The 15,071-nt window shown below is 46.8% G+C and carries 9 protein-coding genes; 7 read left to right on the top strand and 2 right to left on the bottom strand.

The genetic code is table 11. The features are described 5' to 3' along the window. Window positions 1-155 precede the first annotated feature (155 nt). Window positions 156-365 (top strand): LapA family protein, encoded by a 210-nt coding sequence (locus CPG39_RS14910; protein WP_096293397.1) that lies wholly within the window; start codon window positions 156-158, stop codon window positions 363-365. A 15-nt stretch (window positions 366-380) separates the two neighbouring features. Further along, complete coding sequence (gene pyrF / locus CPG39_RS10670; protein WP_096293395.1) at window positions 381-1,097, top strand: orotidine-5'-phosphate decarboxylase; 717 nt, start codon at window positions 381-383, stop codon at window positions 1,095-1,097. Between the two features lie 241 nt (window positions 1,098-1,338). Here pyrF and CPG39_RS10665 read toward each other — a convergent pair whose 3' ends face one another. After that, window positions 1,339-3,870 (bottom strand): beta strand repeat-containing protein, encoded by a 2,532-nt coding sequence (locus CPG39_RS10665; RefSeq protein WP_096293393.1) that lies wholly within the window; start codon window positions 3,868-3,870, stop codon window positions 1,339-1,341. 730 nt (window positions 3,871-4,600) lie between these two features. On the opposite strand from CPG39_RS10665, the gene CPG39_RS10660 reads away from it, so the two are divergent. The 5 genes from CPG39_RS10660 to CPG39_RS10640 all read left to right on the top strand — a co-directional run bounded on the left by CPG39_RS10660 (window position 4,601) and on the right by CPG39_RS10640 (window position 11,840). After that, window positions 4,601-5,875: an ABC transporter ATP-binding protein gene (locus CPG39_RS10660; protein WP_096293391.1), complete on the top strand. Its 1,275-nt coding sequence runs from the start codon at window positions 4,601-4,603 to the stop codon at window positions 5,873-5,875. Continuing rightward, complete coding sequence (locus CPG39_RS10655) at window positions 5,868-7,634, top strand: GNAT family N-acetyltransferase (RefSeq protein WP_096293390.1); 1,767 nt, start codon at window positions 5,868-5,870, stop codon at window positions 7,632-7,634. Before CPG39_RS10660 ends, CPG39_RS10655 begins: the two co-directional genes overlap by 8 nt. A gap of 123 nt (window positions 7,635-7,757) precedes the next feature. Beyond that, complete coding sequence (locus tag CPG39_RS10650) at window positions 7,758-8,927, top strand: glycosyltransferase (protein WP_172424114.1); 1,170 nt, start codon at window positions 7,758-7,760, stop codon at window positions 8,925-8,927. Next, a complete protein-coding gene (locus CPG39_RS10645; protein ID WP_172424113.1) occupies window positions 8,893-9,672 on the top strand; it encodes a PIG-L deacetylase family protein in 780 nt (259 codons plus the stop codon). The genes CPG39_RS10650 and CPG39_RS10645 overlap by 35 nt, the downstream gene beginning before the upstream one ends. A 173-nt stretch (window positions 9,673-9,845) precedes the next feature. After that, window positions 9,846-11,840, top strand: a complete 1,995-nt coding sequence (locus CPG39_RS10640) for an HAD family hydrolase (RefSeq protein ID WP_096293385.1) — start codon at window positions 9,846-9,848, stop codon at window positions 11,838-11,840. A gap of 1 nt (window position 11,841) precedes the next feature. Here the strand turns inward: CPG39_RS10640 and CPG39_RS10635 are convergent, their stop codons facing one another. After that, on the bottom strand, window positions 11,842-14,964 hold the full coding sequence (locus CPG39_RS10635) for a glycosyltransferase (RefSeq protein WP_096293384.1): 3,123 nt from the start codon (window positions 14,962-14,964) through the stop codon (window positions 11,842-11,844). Window positions 14,965-15,071: the final 107 nt, after the last annotated feature.

Here is a 15,071-nt window from a genome sequence, read left to right as displayed (position 1 = left end):
TGTGTGGCCATTTCATCACCTGCCGCACAGATACATCAACCATCCTGCACCGTTGCATCAATCTTTCGTCTGGGTAATGAAATATTAAGTACTCGGCCTGTTTTGAGCTTATAATTTATTCACATCTCTAATAACCTGTACGGACTCTACTCATTATGATGAATCTAGTTGCCTGGCTTTTTCGTATTGTAGTCTTTGTAATACTTGCGGTATTCGCATCCAAAAACTCGCATCCTGTCATGCTCCAGTACACCTTGGATCAGTCTATCGAACTACCCCTTAGTGTTGTACTTTTGATTTCCTTTGCACTGGGCGCACTTATCGCTATGATTGTTGTTCGATGCCGATGTAACTCGAACGATTAAACATCGCCTAGCTTCATGCATGAACCCCGCATCATTGTAGCGCTGGATTTCCCGGATGATAAAAGCGCCTTACAGTTAGCGCATCGGCTTGATCCTCAATTATGCCGTTTGAAAGTCGGAAAGGAGTTGTTCACCGCGACCGGCCCGCACCTCATCGAGCAGCTCATGACAAAAGGATTCGATGTATTTCTTGATCTTAAATTCCACGATATCCCCAATACGGTTGCCAAAGCTTGCCAGGCTGCTGCTCATTTAAACGTGTGGATGGTCAATGTACATGCGCTTGGTGGCCGCAAAATGCTGCAAGCGGCGCGGAAAGCCATAACTCCGGGCACAACCAAACTGATCGCAGTCACGTTGCTCACCAGCATGGATCAGGACGATCTTGCTGATATCGGTTTAGCCGGTCAACCTGCGCAGATCGTCGACCGCCTGGCACGGCTCGCCTTCGAATGCGAACTGGACGGCGTTGTTTGCTCCGCACTGGAAGCCGCCCATCTGCGGCAGCAATTGGGAGAGCGCTTCTGTTTGGTAACACCGGGCATACGTCCGCGCAATAATGATGCTACGGATGATCAACGAAGAGTTACGACGCCACAGCAGGCCATCCGGAATGGCGCAGACTATCTGGTTATCGGTAGGCCAATCGCTCAGGCCAATGATCCGCTTTTAGCCTGTCAACAGCTTAATTCAGAAATCACAGCTGCTTCTAATATCAGAGTGGAAAACTGATTCTTTTATCGCATAGCACACTGGGCTATATACCATCCACCCAGTAATTTCCATTTACGGCCTTGTCATTTTATCGATACCTCGCAATTTTCTATTCCACGTTGCTTCTGAAATCCAACTCTGATAATAATTCGCGCACTCTTGGAAGATATCTTTTCTTGGAAAACGACAAATAAAAAAGCCACCCTCTTTCAGGGTGGCTTTTTAGTTTTGTTACTGGCTTCGTTTTCTAATTTACGATTTAGAATCCAAAGTTTGCCAGCGTAACACCGACGACACCTGTCAACTCAACCACAGCATCTTCACCCGATGTAAAGTTACCATCCTTGTTCGCGTCGATAAACGCATAAGTATTTCCACCGTTGGTACCGATTGCCACACCGCGATCCACACCGCCCGAAGCAAAGAAGTCTGTTATGGACGTTGTCGAACCATCAACAATCGAGGCAGCCAGAGCGCCTTTATTTGCCAGTGCTGAAGCCTGCTGACCGGTAAATCCAAAGATACCCACATCAATGACGTCCAGCTGCCCAGCAACACCAAAGCCGGTAATTTGATCATGGCCATCCAGATCTGCATTCAACAAGGAATCGCCCGCAGCATTCAGGATCAAGGTGTCTACAGATCCAGCTCCCAAGGCGATATCATCTCCACCTCCGTTACCGGTAATGGTATCGCCGTCAGCGGTTCCGGTATAAACATCGTTAGCCGATCCACCCAGGAACTCGACGCCGCTTGCTCCACTGGCATCAATCGTTAACGCGCCTGTCATCGCGCTGGCATCAATTGTATTAACTTCAGCCGCTGTCAGGGCAGTAACTACTAAATTCGCATTCCCACTGAAAGTCAATGTTTCAACCGCGTCACCGATGAGTGCAGAAATGGTATTGGTGTAATCCGTATTTTCAAAATCAGGATCAATACCACCAATATTGGAAGCGATGGTAAAGGATTCGATATCGTTGGCTGTAAACTGATCCACTGTTATCTGACCTTCCCCAGCTGCACCATCATCATCACCGTCCAATCCATTCAGTGTCAGTGCTACATCGTCGGAAGAACCCGTTGCAGTTGCCAAGACATAGTCCAAATTTTGACCCAGAGTCAGATCCGTTGCTTCCTCAGCATTGATCGTCACCGTTGTATCTGCCACTGCATTATCGATAATTACTGCACCTGCAAGTGCCGTGCCAATGGTAACTGCTCCCAGACCGGGCAGGTTGTCCATATCATAGGTACCTGTTCCGCCGGTTGCAGTTACGGTATCACCAATTTCCAGTGTTTCAAAATTGGAATAAATATCTTGTGCATCGGCATCAAGAAAAGCACCATCAGTTACCGCAAATGTATCATTACCATCACCCGCATCAACAGTAGCTCCGGCAGTCGATGCCGCTGTAATCGCAAACCGGTCATCGCCAGCACCTAACGCCACAGCCGCAGTCGCGCCTACTGCTTCAGTATAGACGATGTTATCATTGCCAGAACCGCCGTTAACCGTGACTGCAGTAGCATCCACTGTGGCGGTTACACCACCGGAGTTACCTGTTGCATCCAATGTTGTCAGGACAGTAAAGGCATCCTGCAATTCAACGCTACCAGTACCTGTGATGGTTGCCGTTGTGGTGGCTGCACCAGAACCTTGAGCAATCTCATTCGTTCCACGCGCAGCTACATTCAGCGTTTTAACAGATGCCAATGTCGCAATGACGGCATTCGCATTATTCACTGAAAGATTTAACGTTGTAGCACCCGTATCAAGAGTAACTGTATTTTGTGTCGGTGTCGTAAAATTTCCCACCGTATCTAAATTCAAGTTCTGAGTAGTAGCAGTATTGCCGCTGAATGTCACGTCCTGAACTTGATTTCTAACACCCAGAGTCGCAGCATCACCTATATTAGAAACAGTACCTGCAGCAGTGCTTGATTGTACAGTGACAGCTTGCACACCTGTTGAGTTAGCCAGATCAAGCGTCACAGCTCCACCAAAGCGGGCAATGATATTTTCGACACTGGTCAAGGATGGCGCCGCATTGGCTATCAGCGTTGCGGTCAAGGTATCGGTACCGGTGCCACCATCCAACCTGTCAATAGACTCAAGCGAATTGACTACACCGCCTGTGTTATCCTGAACGGCCAATGCGGTAAATACATCATCGCCGCTAGTACCAGTCAAACTATCTTCACCTACGATCAATGAAAATCCTGATCCATTACCGGTCGGCACACCGCTATCTGCCAAGGCTTGTTGTACGTCTTCTTCTGTATAAGGAGCATCCCCGGTTACTTTGCTTAATACGGTTTGTAATATCGCTATATCCTGCGACGAACCCGCAGCTGAGTAGGCTTTAGCAACCAGAACCTTATTGTCCAGCAAAGTTTTAGTTGCGGCAAATTCCTCTGCAGGAGAACCATTCAAATAATTGATGGCTTCGATGACGATTTCGCCCAGGCCTTTACCTGCGGCCAGCTCACCTTCAAAGAATGCTTTTGCTTGAGAACCGGCACTGGCAGGATCATCGTCAGCTGCAAGACCGAAGTTATTCAGTAATATGTTTGCTTGGTCTTCTATCGTTACATTACCAACCAGAATATTGTCCTTGAATACTGCAGTATCATCCAAAAAATCAGCTAATTGTTCGATTGATAAATTACCGCCGTTCGCGTCAACCATATTCGCCAACTCGGTCATATAGATCTTGCCTGGTGCTGCATTAAACAAACCTATAGCAACTTCCAGAATACTAGTTTGTTGTTCTGCTGTTATAGCCATGGGAGCTCCCTCGTTATAAAAATTAAAAATAAATACCAAAGTAAATTACTTGCAAGTTTTTCACTTTCACTTTGTCTCTATGTAACTTCTGCGCAACTCACACAATGTCCTAGCAGAAAATACCACAAAAGCCAAGTTAAAGTCCATTCTGCCCAAAACAAAACCTCTTTGCAAGTTTGTAACCGAAGTTTCCATCGGGCATGTTGCGTAATTGCAACAATTATAATGCCATTAATTTACACTAAAATTTGAATATGCAGGACAAGCGTGTATTTATTCCAACAATTCATTGATGCAAAAATATGCATGCCTATGCTCGCGCGATCTTGAAGCTAAATGGCTACCGCTCAGGCAGTGGATGGACTATAGGCATAATTAATAGTTCAAGCAATCAGACAAGATAACAAGAATCGCTATCTTTATTTTTCATAATAGTGACAAAACCAATCTTTTTCTTTGCATTAATTTCCGCGTGTTTATCTGCGATAATGTGCTATTCAACATTCTAAGTTTAGTTTCTTGCATCTGTTTAATACCATCCTTCCGAACAGCTTCCGCAGCTTATGGCAGCATGCTCCGCTCATCCTGCGAATGATTAAGCACGAAGTGATCTGTCGATACCGGGGTTTGTTCCCGGGAGCATTATGGCCATTTATCAACCCTGCCCTGATATTGTCGATATATGCTTTTGTTTTCAATGTCGTGTTTAAAAGACACCAAGGATGCGCCGATGTCCTTTAATGCTTCGGGCTATGAGCCAGCCATTAACGCCGTAAAATTATCCAAATGCTATCAGTTGTATCAGCACCCCAGAGATCGTTTAAAACAATTTTTGTGGCCGCATCGATGGTGGGGTTCACGTCAATATTACCGCGAACTGTGGGCGCTAAACGATATCGACTTAACGATAATGCCTGGAGAAGTCGTAGGCATCGTAGGGCAAAACGGCTCGGGGAAATCGACACTGCTGCAACTGGTTTGCGGCACCTCAACCCCCAGCTACGGTGAAGTGCAAGTGAACGGCCGTATCGCTGCTTTACTGGAACTCGGTGCCGGATTCAACCCGGAGTTTACCGGGCGCGAGAATGTCATGATGAGCGCAGCGATCATGGGTTTAAATCAGGCGGAAATTGCTGAGCGTATCGAACAAATTATTGATTTCTCCGGTGTGCGTGATTTTATTGATCAACCCGTAAAAACATATTCCAGCGGCATGTATGTACGCTTGGCATTTTCCGTTGCCATCAATGTCGACCCGGACATCCTGATCATCGATGAAGCTTTATCGGTGGGAGATGGCGCGTTTGCCCGCAAATCATTTACCCGCATCATGCAAATGCGCGATGCGGGTAAAACAATCCTGTTTTGTTCCCACTCGCTGTTTCAGGTTGAATCTTTATGCGCCCGTGCGATCTGGCTCAATAAAGGCAAAATGGTATTAGACGGTGAATCCGCCCAGGTGGTATCGGCCTATCAGTCATTTTTGGATCAAAGTACCGCTAACCCAGCAGCCGACACGCATTTTGCAGGCAAAAGCGCCCCTGTGCCGCACAAAAAGCATCCCTCCGGCAATGCGCATCTGGAAAAAGTGCAACTCATCGCGGATGCCGCCTGCACATCGCATGCCGATATCGCCAGCGGCCAATCCAATATTCTGATAGCCATAAGTTTTGCTTCCGATCCCGCACTCCCGTGCCCGAATATCGCCATGACGCTACATGCCAAAGATGGCCGGATCATAACCAGTACAGCCACATGGGAAGATCAATTCGCGATTCAACGATCAACCGATGGATCAGGGCAACTTTGCCTCCGGCTGGAACGATTGCCACTCCTTAAAGGAGAATATCTGGTCAATATCTATTTATTGTGTGAACGCGGCCTGCATCTGTATGATTCCGCAGAAGCTATTGCCACCTTACAAGTAACTCAAGCAGGACGTCTTCAGGGATATTTTTCAATTCCTCACCAATGGGAAAACAATACCATTATTCAGAATGACTAAATCCATTAATCACAATCCGATACAAAGCACTCAGCATTATCGTCAAGCTACTCATGCGACTGCTTCAATAACAGCAGCCTCATCCTCTCCCTGTGAGGCTCTGGCGTTTCCATTCAATATATACGCCCACGCGTTGCACCTGCATGAAGGCATCGCTTCGGATTTACATTTTGGCTTGTTCCAAAACGACAAAATCAGTATGCGGACAGCGCAGCAATCTACGCATGAACTCCTGCGATCAAAGCTGCCGCCATCTCCCTGCCGCATTCTGGAAGTGGGGATAGGCTCAGGAACAATCTCATCCCTGCTCAACCCACCGGGTTACGATGTTAGTGGCATCACTGTCGATATGCTGGAAACCCTTAATACTGAAGCGAAAGGCTTTGATATCATTTTATTTAAGGAATCAGCGCAATACATTGATCAACTGGTAATTATTAATAAAGCACTGGATCTGTTATCGCCCTCGGGACAATTGATCGTAATGGGCGAATTTGCACTGAAGCACAATACTACACATTTAGAAAATCTCCATTTACTCAAAAATATGATCATGCTCGCCGAGCGATCCGGGTTTGAGTTGACTGAGAACCTGGATTTATCCGCGTTAGCGGCACCTACCTTCGATTATTTGTTACAGGCCATTTCAACATACCGGCAAAAGCTGATCAGGGATCTTTTTCTTAACCCTGAACAACTGACACAACTCGAACAATCCAACCGGATTAATCGGGAAAAATATACTCATGGGGAATATGGCTACGCTTTGTTGCGTTTCAGGAAAAAAACAACGCCTCAATGGCGTTTGCAGCCTCTCAAGGAGAACCAGAAACATAAGCTGTTTGATTTGTTTAAAAAAACATTTAATCACACTATGACGCCCGCTACCTGGCAATGGAAATATGGTGCAAACCCAAGCCATGCACTGGGTGTATGGCGAAGAGATAAGCTGATTGCTCACTACGGCGGTGTTGCCCGACAGATTCTATTTTTTGGACAACCTCAAACAGCGGTGCAAATCGCGGATGTCATGGTTGATACCAGCGAACGGGGCATACTCACCCGGAAAGGACCTTTTTTTCTGATGACGGCGGCTTTTCTGGAACATTACATTGGTTATGGCAAACCTTATCTAATCGGCTTTGGATTTCCAAACGAACGCCACATGAAGATTGCGGAACGGCACGGATTATATGGTGAAGTTGGAAAAATGGTCGAGATCACCTGGTCACCGTTATCGAAATTTCCCCATTGGCGCACCCGATTACTTCCCATCACCCCATTGGATAATACTGCACAAACTACGCTCATCGTTAATGAATGCTGGCAACAAATGGCTAATGATTTGCAAACTGCATTAGTTGGTGTTCGCGACTGGGCTTATATACAATATCGCTATCTTAATCATCCTACCCAGCATTACCAGGTCGTACTGATAAAAAACCGCGGTGGCGACCAAACACGAGGTGTGCTTATACTGCGTTATGACGCTCACGGATGCGAAATTGTCGACTTCATCGCGCCATTAGCCGAGATCCCTCTTCTTGTTCTGCATGCTCGACGATTGGCAGGCATTAATGGCCAGCAACGATTGTTTTGTCGTATCACGGAAAACTTTGCCGCTCATTTTGCAGTCGCCCGCGGTACCCGAAAAACGCTGGATATTCGTATTCCCGCCAGCACCTGGGATAACGCGCCATCGATTGATTCTTTACGTAACCATTGGTGGCTGATGTCCGGGGATACGGATTTCCGCTAAATGAGTTTGTATTGGATTAAATGTAACTATTGTTCACGATACAATAGGCATTTTAATAAATAGACTCACGACAATAAGCGCAATCTCCACGCAAGTGAAACATTGATCGCCATGAAAATTTTAATGGTTACACGTGAAACCCGTTCGGATCAGCGTTACGGTCTCGGGCGCAGTCTGGCCCCGATTGTTAAAGAATTCCAGCGTCGTGGCGTCGAGGTGGGCTATCTTTGCCAAGCCGACTTAGGGCAACGCGCTATACTCTGGCAACAACGCCTCCTATATCTATTAATCTCCTTACCCGGAATCAAAAACAAACCCACCCATTTCCCCACACTGTTTCAGGTTCTGCTGGAACGCTTTAATATGGGACGTCTTGCCGCAAAACTGGCAGTTACGCAAAAATATACCCACGTACACTGCCATGATCCCTATATCGCCCTGAGTTTGCGTTTTTTCCTGCGATTCTATCCCGATCACAAACCGGTGTGGGGAATCACCGAACATGGTTTCGGTTGTTATACTCAAGCCATTCACGAAGATGGCGTGCATCTGGGTCATCGCGTGATGCGTATCCTATGCCGCTGGGAAGCCAATACACTGCGTGCAGCTTCCTGGGTAATTGCACCCACTCGCCGCGGCATCGCTCAGATTGCGCATGATCTGGCCATTCATCCGCCACCTGCTCATTGGCATGATCTGGTTCACGCGCGGCCCGTGGTGAACCGTTACAGCCGGAAGGACGCAAGAAATCGTCTCAACTGGAACGAGTCTGCGATTTATATATTGAGTATTGGCCGCATCTCCCCGGTTAAGCAATATCCATTACTTATCGAAGCCTGTGCCCAACTTAAGCTAGAAAAAGTACTCCAGTTAGTTATTCTGGGTGAAGGTGATCACAATGCTTTACAAAAACTGGCTCGACAATCAAAACTTACGCAGGAGATCCTGTTCGCAGTCGCTGAAGATATCGGTTTATATCTTTGCGCCGCCGACTTGTATGTCAGCGCTTCAGCTTCCGAATCCTTCGGATTGGCAAATCTTGAAGCACTCGTGGCAGGTACAGCGGCGGTTTGCACCGCTGTAGGCGGCGTACCCGAAGTGGTAAAAAACGGCGCATTATTATCAGAACCCACTCTTAATGCCTTGGCGGAAGCTATGCAGCGCATGCTGAATGACTCAAAATTACGGGAAACAATTGCACAGCAGGGGTTGGCAAGAGCTAACGCATGGCCGGATGTCATTGAAATTACGGATAGGTATGAAACAATTTATCGCCAAGCTACAGCAGGCTAAAATAGCCCGACTAGGACTTTGTCCATTGCCAACACCGCTTACTCCCATTCACAACGGAAAAATTCTCGTTTTCGCCCCGCACCCGGATGACGAAATCCTGGGCTGCGGCGGTACGCTGGCTTTACTGCGACAAGAAGGATGCTCCGTCAAAGTTATTTTCGTCACCGATGGTGCCGGTGCCGGCAGTCTTGATGCCGACGCCCCCCTCATTCGACGTAAGGAAGCGATCGACTCGTTAGCGACATTGGGGATCAATGACATGGAATTCCTCGACGAACCGGACGGTGGTTTTCGCAACTCCTCTCAGTTTGAAACCAAAGTTGATACACTACTGCACCAATTTAACCCGGATTGGTTATTCCTGCCTTCGGTATTGGATTATCATCGCGACCATGTCGCCATAGGCCACGCTGTTTTAAACTGCTGGCAGCGCTGTGAAACATCATCGCGTGCGTTTATTTATGAAATTTGGAGCCCGCTTCCTGCTACCCGGGTTATGGACATCAGCAGTGTGATTAATCTCAAGAAACAAGCTATATCCTGTTATGCGTTACCACTTTCTCACTGTAATTATCTTTCTGCAATCATCGGACTAGCCAGCTATCGCGGCCTTTTTCTCCCTAAAAAAGCAGAAGAGAGTTATGCAGAGGCCTTTGTAGAGGCTGAAAAAAAGGGCCCCCTTAGTGGCTTGCAGTATAGAATGTTAAAACTGAGAATCTACCTCGAAAATCTTTTAAGAAACTAATTCCCTGAGTATTTATTAAGTTTCTCTTTGCAAACGAATAATCTTGGTGTCTTAATGCGGTAACAAAAATAATTCATACTGTCATATATTTTGTTATCGGGATGCAAAATATTTCAATAAAGCTGTGTAATATCATACCCTGTTGAGAATAATTCTTAATTCATCATTTATCCATGACTAATCATCAATTTCTCCGCAAGGTATTGAGATACCAGAAAACCTATGGAGCAAAAGCGACAATAAAACGTTCCATCAATGAAATCTTTAATCGAATGCGTCGCTCGATCGGTCACTCGCACCCTTATCACACACTATTCGATCGTGATGCGCTATTGATCCGGATAGAGCATCCGAACATCCGATTGGTAATTTTCGATATTTTTGATACGCTCATTACACGCCCGCTGCTTGATCCGGAAAATACCAAACATTGGATCGCAAAGCGCATCAATTGCGACCGTTACCCAGAACAACGACAGGCAGCTGAAATGTCATTGCGGGAAACAGGAAGCGCCGATGTCAGTTTAGCCCATATTTGCACGGAATATGTTCGTCTTTTTGGTACCGCCGAGGGCGATGCCCAGCAGTTGCAGTTCATTGAGGAATCAATAGAATTGGCCCTGGCACAACCCCTGCCGGGGATGATCGAGGTGCTGAAAATGGCACAACAGGCTGGCAAAAAAGTAGTGCTGGCCAGCGATATGTTTCTGTCATCAGATGTCATCAAAAAAATGCTGCAAAAATGCAATATCCTTGAATACGACGCCTTATACCTTTCCTCCGAAGTGGGTGTGCGCAAATCTACCGGGGAGCTTTTTCGCCACATTGCAGAAAATGAGCAAATATTGCCGGAACAGGCCATTATGATTGGCGATCACCCCGTTTCAGATCAACAGATTCCACAACAACTGGGTTTTCAGATTGCGGTTCTGGAAAGCCCGCTGGCATTAGCAGCGTATTTTCCACGCCTCAGTACCTGGATAGAAAAAGTAAAATCAGCCGGCCCGACTGCTGATGAGCTGGTGCTGGGCAATATTGTACGCACTTTCTTTCAAGTTCAACCCAGGCAATTCTTACTGGATCGCGCATCACTGACTCAATGCGGACGATACGGCATTGGCTATGCGATTGTGGGTCCGCTGTTAGCTGCCTTTAGCGAATGGTTAATTGATCAGGCCCATGCCGATAATATTGATCGTTTATATTTCCTTGCCCGCGAGGGGCAATTGATGAAGGATATCCATGAGGTATTAACCTCAGGCTACAATATCCCACAATCCAATTATTTAGTATTATCACGCCGCGCGATTTCGGTGGCAATGATCCGGTCTCATGAGGATATTCTGGCCATTGCCCGCACGGATTATCAGGCCAATTCATTGTCAGAATTCCTGCTGCGCCGTTTTGGCCTGACATTGGATCACACCACATTAACGGCTTTGGAGCAACGCGGCATTTGGTCACGCAAACGTCTGGTAGAAATTCATGCAGGTCAGATTGATGACGCTCTGCTCGCCGTGCTGGAAACCCTGTCGGATGCAATCCATCGGCGTGCGGCGATGGAGCGCGAACCCATGCTATCCTATTTACAGCAAATCAAATTAACGGAAGGAGTGGCGGCACTGGTCGATGTGGGCTATGCAGGAACTATCCAAGGTAGATTATGCGACCTGCTGGAACGAAAAATTCAGGGCTATTACATGGTAACTCGCGCAGCCGCCGCAGAAGTCCGCACACGTCACGGTGTGCGCATCGCAGGTTGCTTTGGCGAGGACTTAGCCACACCCGATCAATCGCCCTTATTACGTTATAACGTTCCTCTGGAAATGTTCATGGGATCGGATGATCCGCAAATCAGTCATTACTGCTATCAAGACAATCATGCTGTGGCCGGCGTATACAATCCATTGAGCGAAGCTGAGAAGGCTTCCATACCCTTACGTTCCGAATTGCGTGCAGGAGCGCTGGCTTTTGCCCGTGACTATCGTTCGATGAAAGATTCCGGCCTTGGTAAATTACGCATCGATCCGCATCTGGCCGTTGATATTTTTCGTGATTTCTGGGAAGGCACATCGGAATTTGAACGTGCTCAAATCATGAGCATAGCAACCGACGATTATTATTGCGGTATGGGAATCGTACATTTCGCGACATTCTTGCCGCATTAATTCATTCAGTGAGTGCACACGCCTCGTTTTTTTGCGTACAAAGCCGTAAGCGAAAATGATCCATTTGCGAAAGTAATTGTGCAGAGGTAGTTTGCTCAAGCACCAAACCTGAAGAATAACTCGCAACGGCATCTGCAGGAGCACCGAAATTAAAGCAGCAAAGTGGGACACCACAGGCCATTAATTCATGTGCCACATAAGAAAATGTTTCCGGCCAGATTGATGGAAACAAAAAAATATTTGCACCGGATTGTTCAATTGTCGGTGCCAGTAAAGCACGCTCATAACGGCCGGTTTGATTCAGACAGGCTGCAGAAAAATTGGGCACTAAGGCGCCAATCACGGTAACACGGACCGGTAAATGATGAGTATCAATCTCCTCGCACAGCTGCCTCACAATATTCCATCCTTTATGCCATGAAATCGATCCGACAATTCCGATATGCAGTGGTTTATTTAAATCAACCGCAACCTGACGATGGTGAAAGTGTGCTAGAGAATGCGGACGCACCACAACTTTGCTCGCATATTGCGGATAAATGCGGATAAATAAATCTCGCGTACTATCAGAAAAAGCAATGATGTGATCAATCACGGCAAATGCTTTTGCCCAAACCGCCCGCCATTCCGTAATGGATTCCGCGCCAACCGGAAAATCCATATGCAAACGGTTAAAACAATGATTACAGGTTTCTTCATCGGGTAAATTACAGAAATTCCTTTCATGATTGATAAGAAACAAACTTGGGCACAGCATGAAGAAATCATGCAAAGCAATACTTACAGGAATCCCCTTCAAGCCGGATCTGCCGGCCAGCCAGCGAAGAAGGCTCATAGGTGCGCGATACGAGTAAAGATTGTTGATCAACACACTTTCCGGCTGAATCCCCGCAATCACTCGACCCCAATCGGAGTAATCGCTGAAATTCAAAGTAAGCTGACCATAGTTAGAAAGCCATTCGGCACGCAATTCCCCGGTACGGAAATCATCGAGCAAGTGCAGTACCGGAATACCGGCAGCAATGGTATTGCCGATCAACTCACGACTATAAGCATAAGCTCCACCCTCGATCACATTATCAATAATAACCAAGGCCGGGTGAGCGGCCTGTTTAGCCAACACCATGAGATACAGAAAATCACGCATTGGACGTATCGGATCATTCCGAATAAACCACTCATACTGCTCAAACAAATCCGGATAGCGTTTACGCAATATCGCTTCGTTCCTGTCTGCCAGTTTCTGACGTTCCAATGATGGGAAAGAACCGCCATGCTCATGATATACAAACAAATTAGGCACCAGCACATGCCGATAACCCAATTCTTTAGCTCTTTCACACCAATCATTTTCTTCGCGATAACCCTTCCCGAATACAGGATCAAATAAGCCAATCCGCCTTGCAACTTCCAGACGAATAGCCATGCAGAAACCAACTCCGGTAGGAATTTCAATGGGCGCTGAATCTTCCAGTGCTGCCAGAACGGCATCCACTTCCAGCGCAGTCAATCCCTGCGGAACAGTATTATCAACGAAAAACTTCGGGAAACTGCAAATTGCCCCTGCATTCGTGAATGGAGTGACACTGGCAACTTTTGGGTCCGAAAGCATCGGCGCAAACAATCGCTCCAACCAAAACGGAGGTACCTGAACATCCGAATTAAGCAGTACAAAATCATTCTCAACATGCATAAAGAGCGTATTAACTGCGCCCACAAAACCCAAATTACTTTCATTTAATAGCAACAAGGCATTTGGAAAATCCTGCAAACGGCGCTCCAACCATGGTTGGATGCGGTCATCGGTACTGGCATCGTTACAGACCAGCAAACGAAATGAAGTGCTCGTTGCGCGCTGAAGACTATCAAATAGCGGCGCTAAAAAATCAAAACCATTATAAATTGGAATCACCACATCGATTTGTACTGTCAGAGGTGAGAATGGAATAGAAGTGGCACGCATACGTGGCGCAGCTGTAACTGGCAATGTTGAATCTTTCGATACATCAGAGGCTTGTGCAGCCAAGGACAGCTTCCGTCGTGCTGGCGCCATCTGACCCGTCAAAATCCAGCTCAGAACACGCAGTTGTAAGCGCCAATCCAGCAGCAGAAACCCCCGCCATGCGCGCTGAAGCAGCCTAAGCCATCGTCCTGCAATACGTAACGGGCGCGTGATACGAAAGGAATATGAATTTTCGTAAACTTCAACAACCTTCATACGCGCCTGGATCTCCTGATCCAACATCTGCTTCGTTTTTATCAGTATGCTTCTTTCTTCAATCAGCATACTTCTCTCTTCGATCAATATGCGCTTCAAATCCTTAACTTGAAAATCAAGATAATCAGCTTTCGCTTGCACTTCATGGAGCTTCGGATAGGTACGAGCACGACAAACCAATTCATAAAAAATAGCTGCATTCATGCGAACTTGCCATTTGGCGCACACTGCGCGCTCAGCCGCCCTCGCAAGCTCGGGGTCGCCGTGAATAGCGAAACCGCTACTTCCGCCAATACGATAAATTGCTGTCAACTCATTCACAAAAATAAAATTTCCATGTTGAGCCACTTGAATCCAGAAATCCCAATCCTCACAAAGATCAAAATTCTCATCAAAACGCACCCCGGAGTCGTAAGCCAGGCGACGAAACAGAACCGCATGAATGGGCAAAAAATTTTCCAGATGCAGCGAAGTTGAATCAAATGAACTGGCAAATTCACGCAATACTTGCCCGCTATCATCCGTTGCCTGCACGCTAGAGTAAGCGGCAATAGCCGTAGGGTTGGCACACAACGCATTTACCAGGTTTGCCACATGATCCGGAAGCAACAAATCATCATCATCAAGAAAACCCAGAATATCTCCTCGGGCTGCCTCCAAACCTGCATTTGCTGAAGCACTACGTCCGACAGGAGCGCCATTCTGATTAGTCAGGCCGAGTGAAAAACGACCACAACTCGATTCAAGGGGAGTATGACTGCCTCCTTTGGCGTTGACCACTATCACTTCGATGTCTGGATAGGTTTGATTGGCCACTGACTCTAACGCTTCGACGAGTGTCGATCGGTCCATACTGCGAATAATAATAGTGACCAAAAAGGAAGGATGTAAAGGCAGTATGTTCATTCAGACTTAACAAGCAGAAACACCGCAGATGGGTGGAGATTCAATGTATCTAAAACCACGCGCTCAACTTTGATTATTATTCAAACTGAATTTCCCAGCCTATACAA

It is taken from the genome of Nitrosomonas ureae (genome assembly GCF_900206265.1).
Taxonomy (GTDB): domain Bacteria; phylum Pseudomonadota; class Gammaproteobacteria; order Burkholderiales; family Nitrosomonadaceae; genus Nitrosomonas; species Nitrosomonas ureae_C.
This window is presented reverse-complemented; position numbering and strand designations above follow the sequence as displayed.

Coding starts and splice junctions, on each gene's coding strand:
- CPG39_RS10645 (WP_172424113.1), top strand. CDS start 8,893: ATGAAACAATTTATCGCCAAGCTACAGCAGGCTAAAATAGCCCGACTA.
- CPG39_RS10640 (WP_096293385.1), top strand. CDS start 9,846: ATGACTAATCATCAATTTCTCCGCAAGGTATTGAGATACCAGAAAACC.
- pyrF (WP_096293395.1), top strand. CDS start 381: ATGCATGAACCCCGCATCATTGTAGCGCTGGATTTCCCGGATGATAAA.
- CPG39_RS14910 (WP_096293397.1), top strand. CDS start 156: ATGATGAATCTAGTTGCCTGGCTTTTTCGTATTGTAGTCTTTGTAATA.
- CPG39_RS10660 (WP_096293391.1), top strand. CDS start 4,601: ATGTCCTTTAATGCTTCGGGCTATGAGCCAGCCATTAACGCCGTAAAA.
- CPG39_RS10665 (WP_096293393.1), bottom strand. CDS start 3,870: ATGGCTATAACAGCAGAACAACAAACTAGTATTCTGGAAGTTGCTATA.
- CPG39_RS10650 (WP_172424114.1), top strand. CDS start 7,758: ATGGTTACACGTGAAACCCGTTCGGATCAGCGTTACGGTCTCGGGCGC.
- CPG39_RS10655 (WP_096293390.1), top strand. CDS start 5,868: ATGACTAAATCCATTAATCACAATCCGATACAAAGCACTCAGCATTAT.
- CPG39_RS10635 (WP_096293384.1), bottom strand. CDS start 14,964: ATGAACATACTGCCTTTACATCCTTCCTTTTTGGTCACTATTATTATT.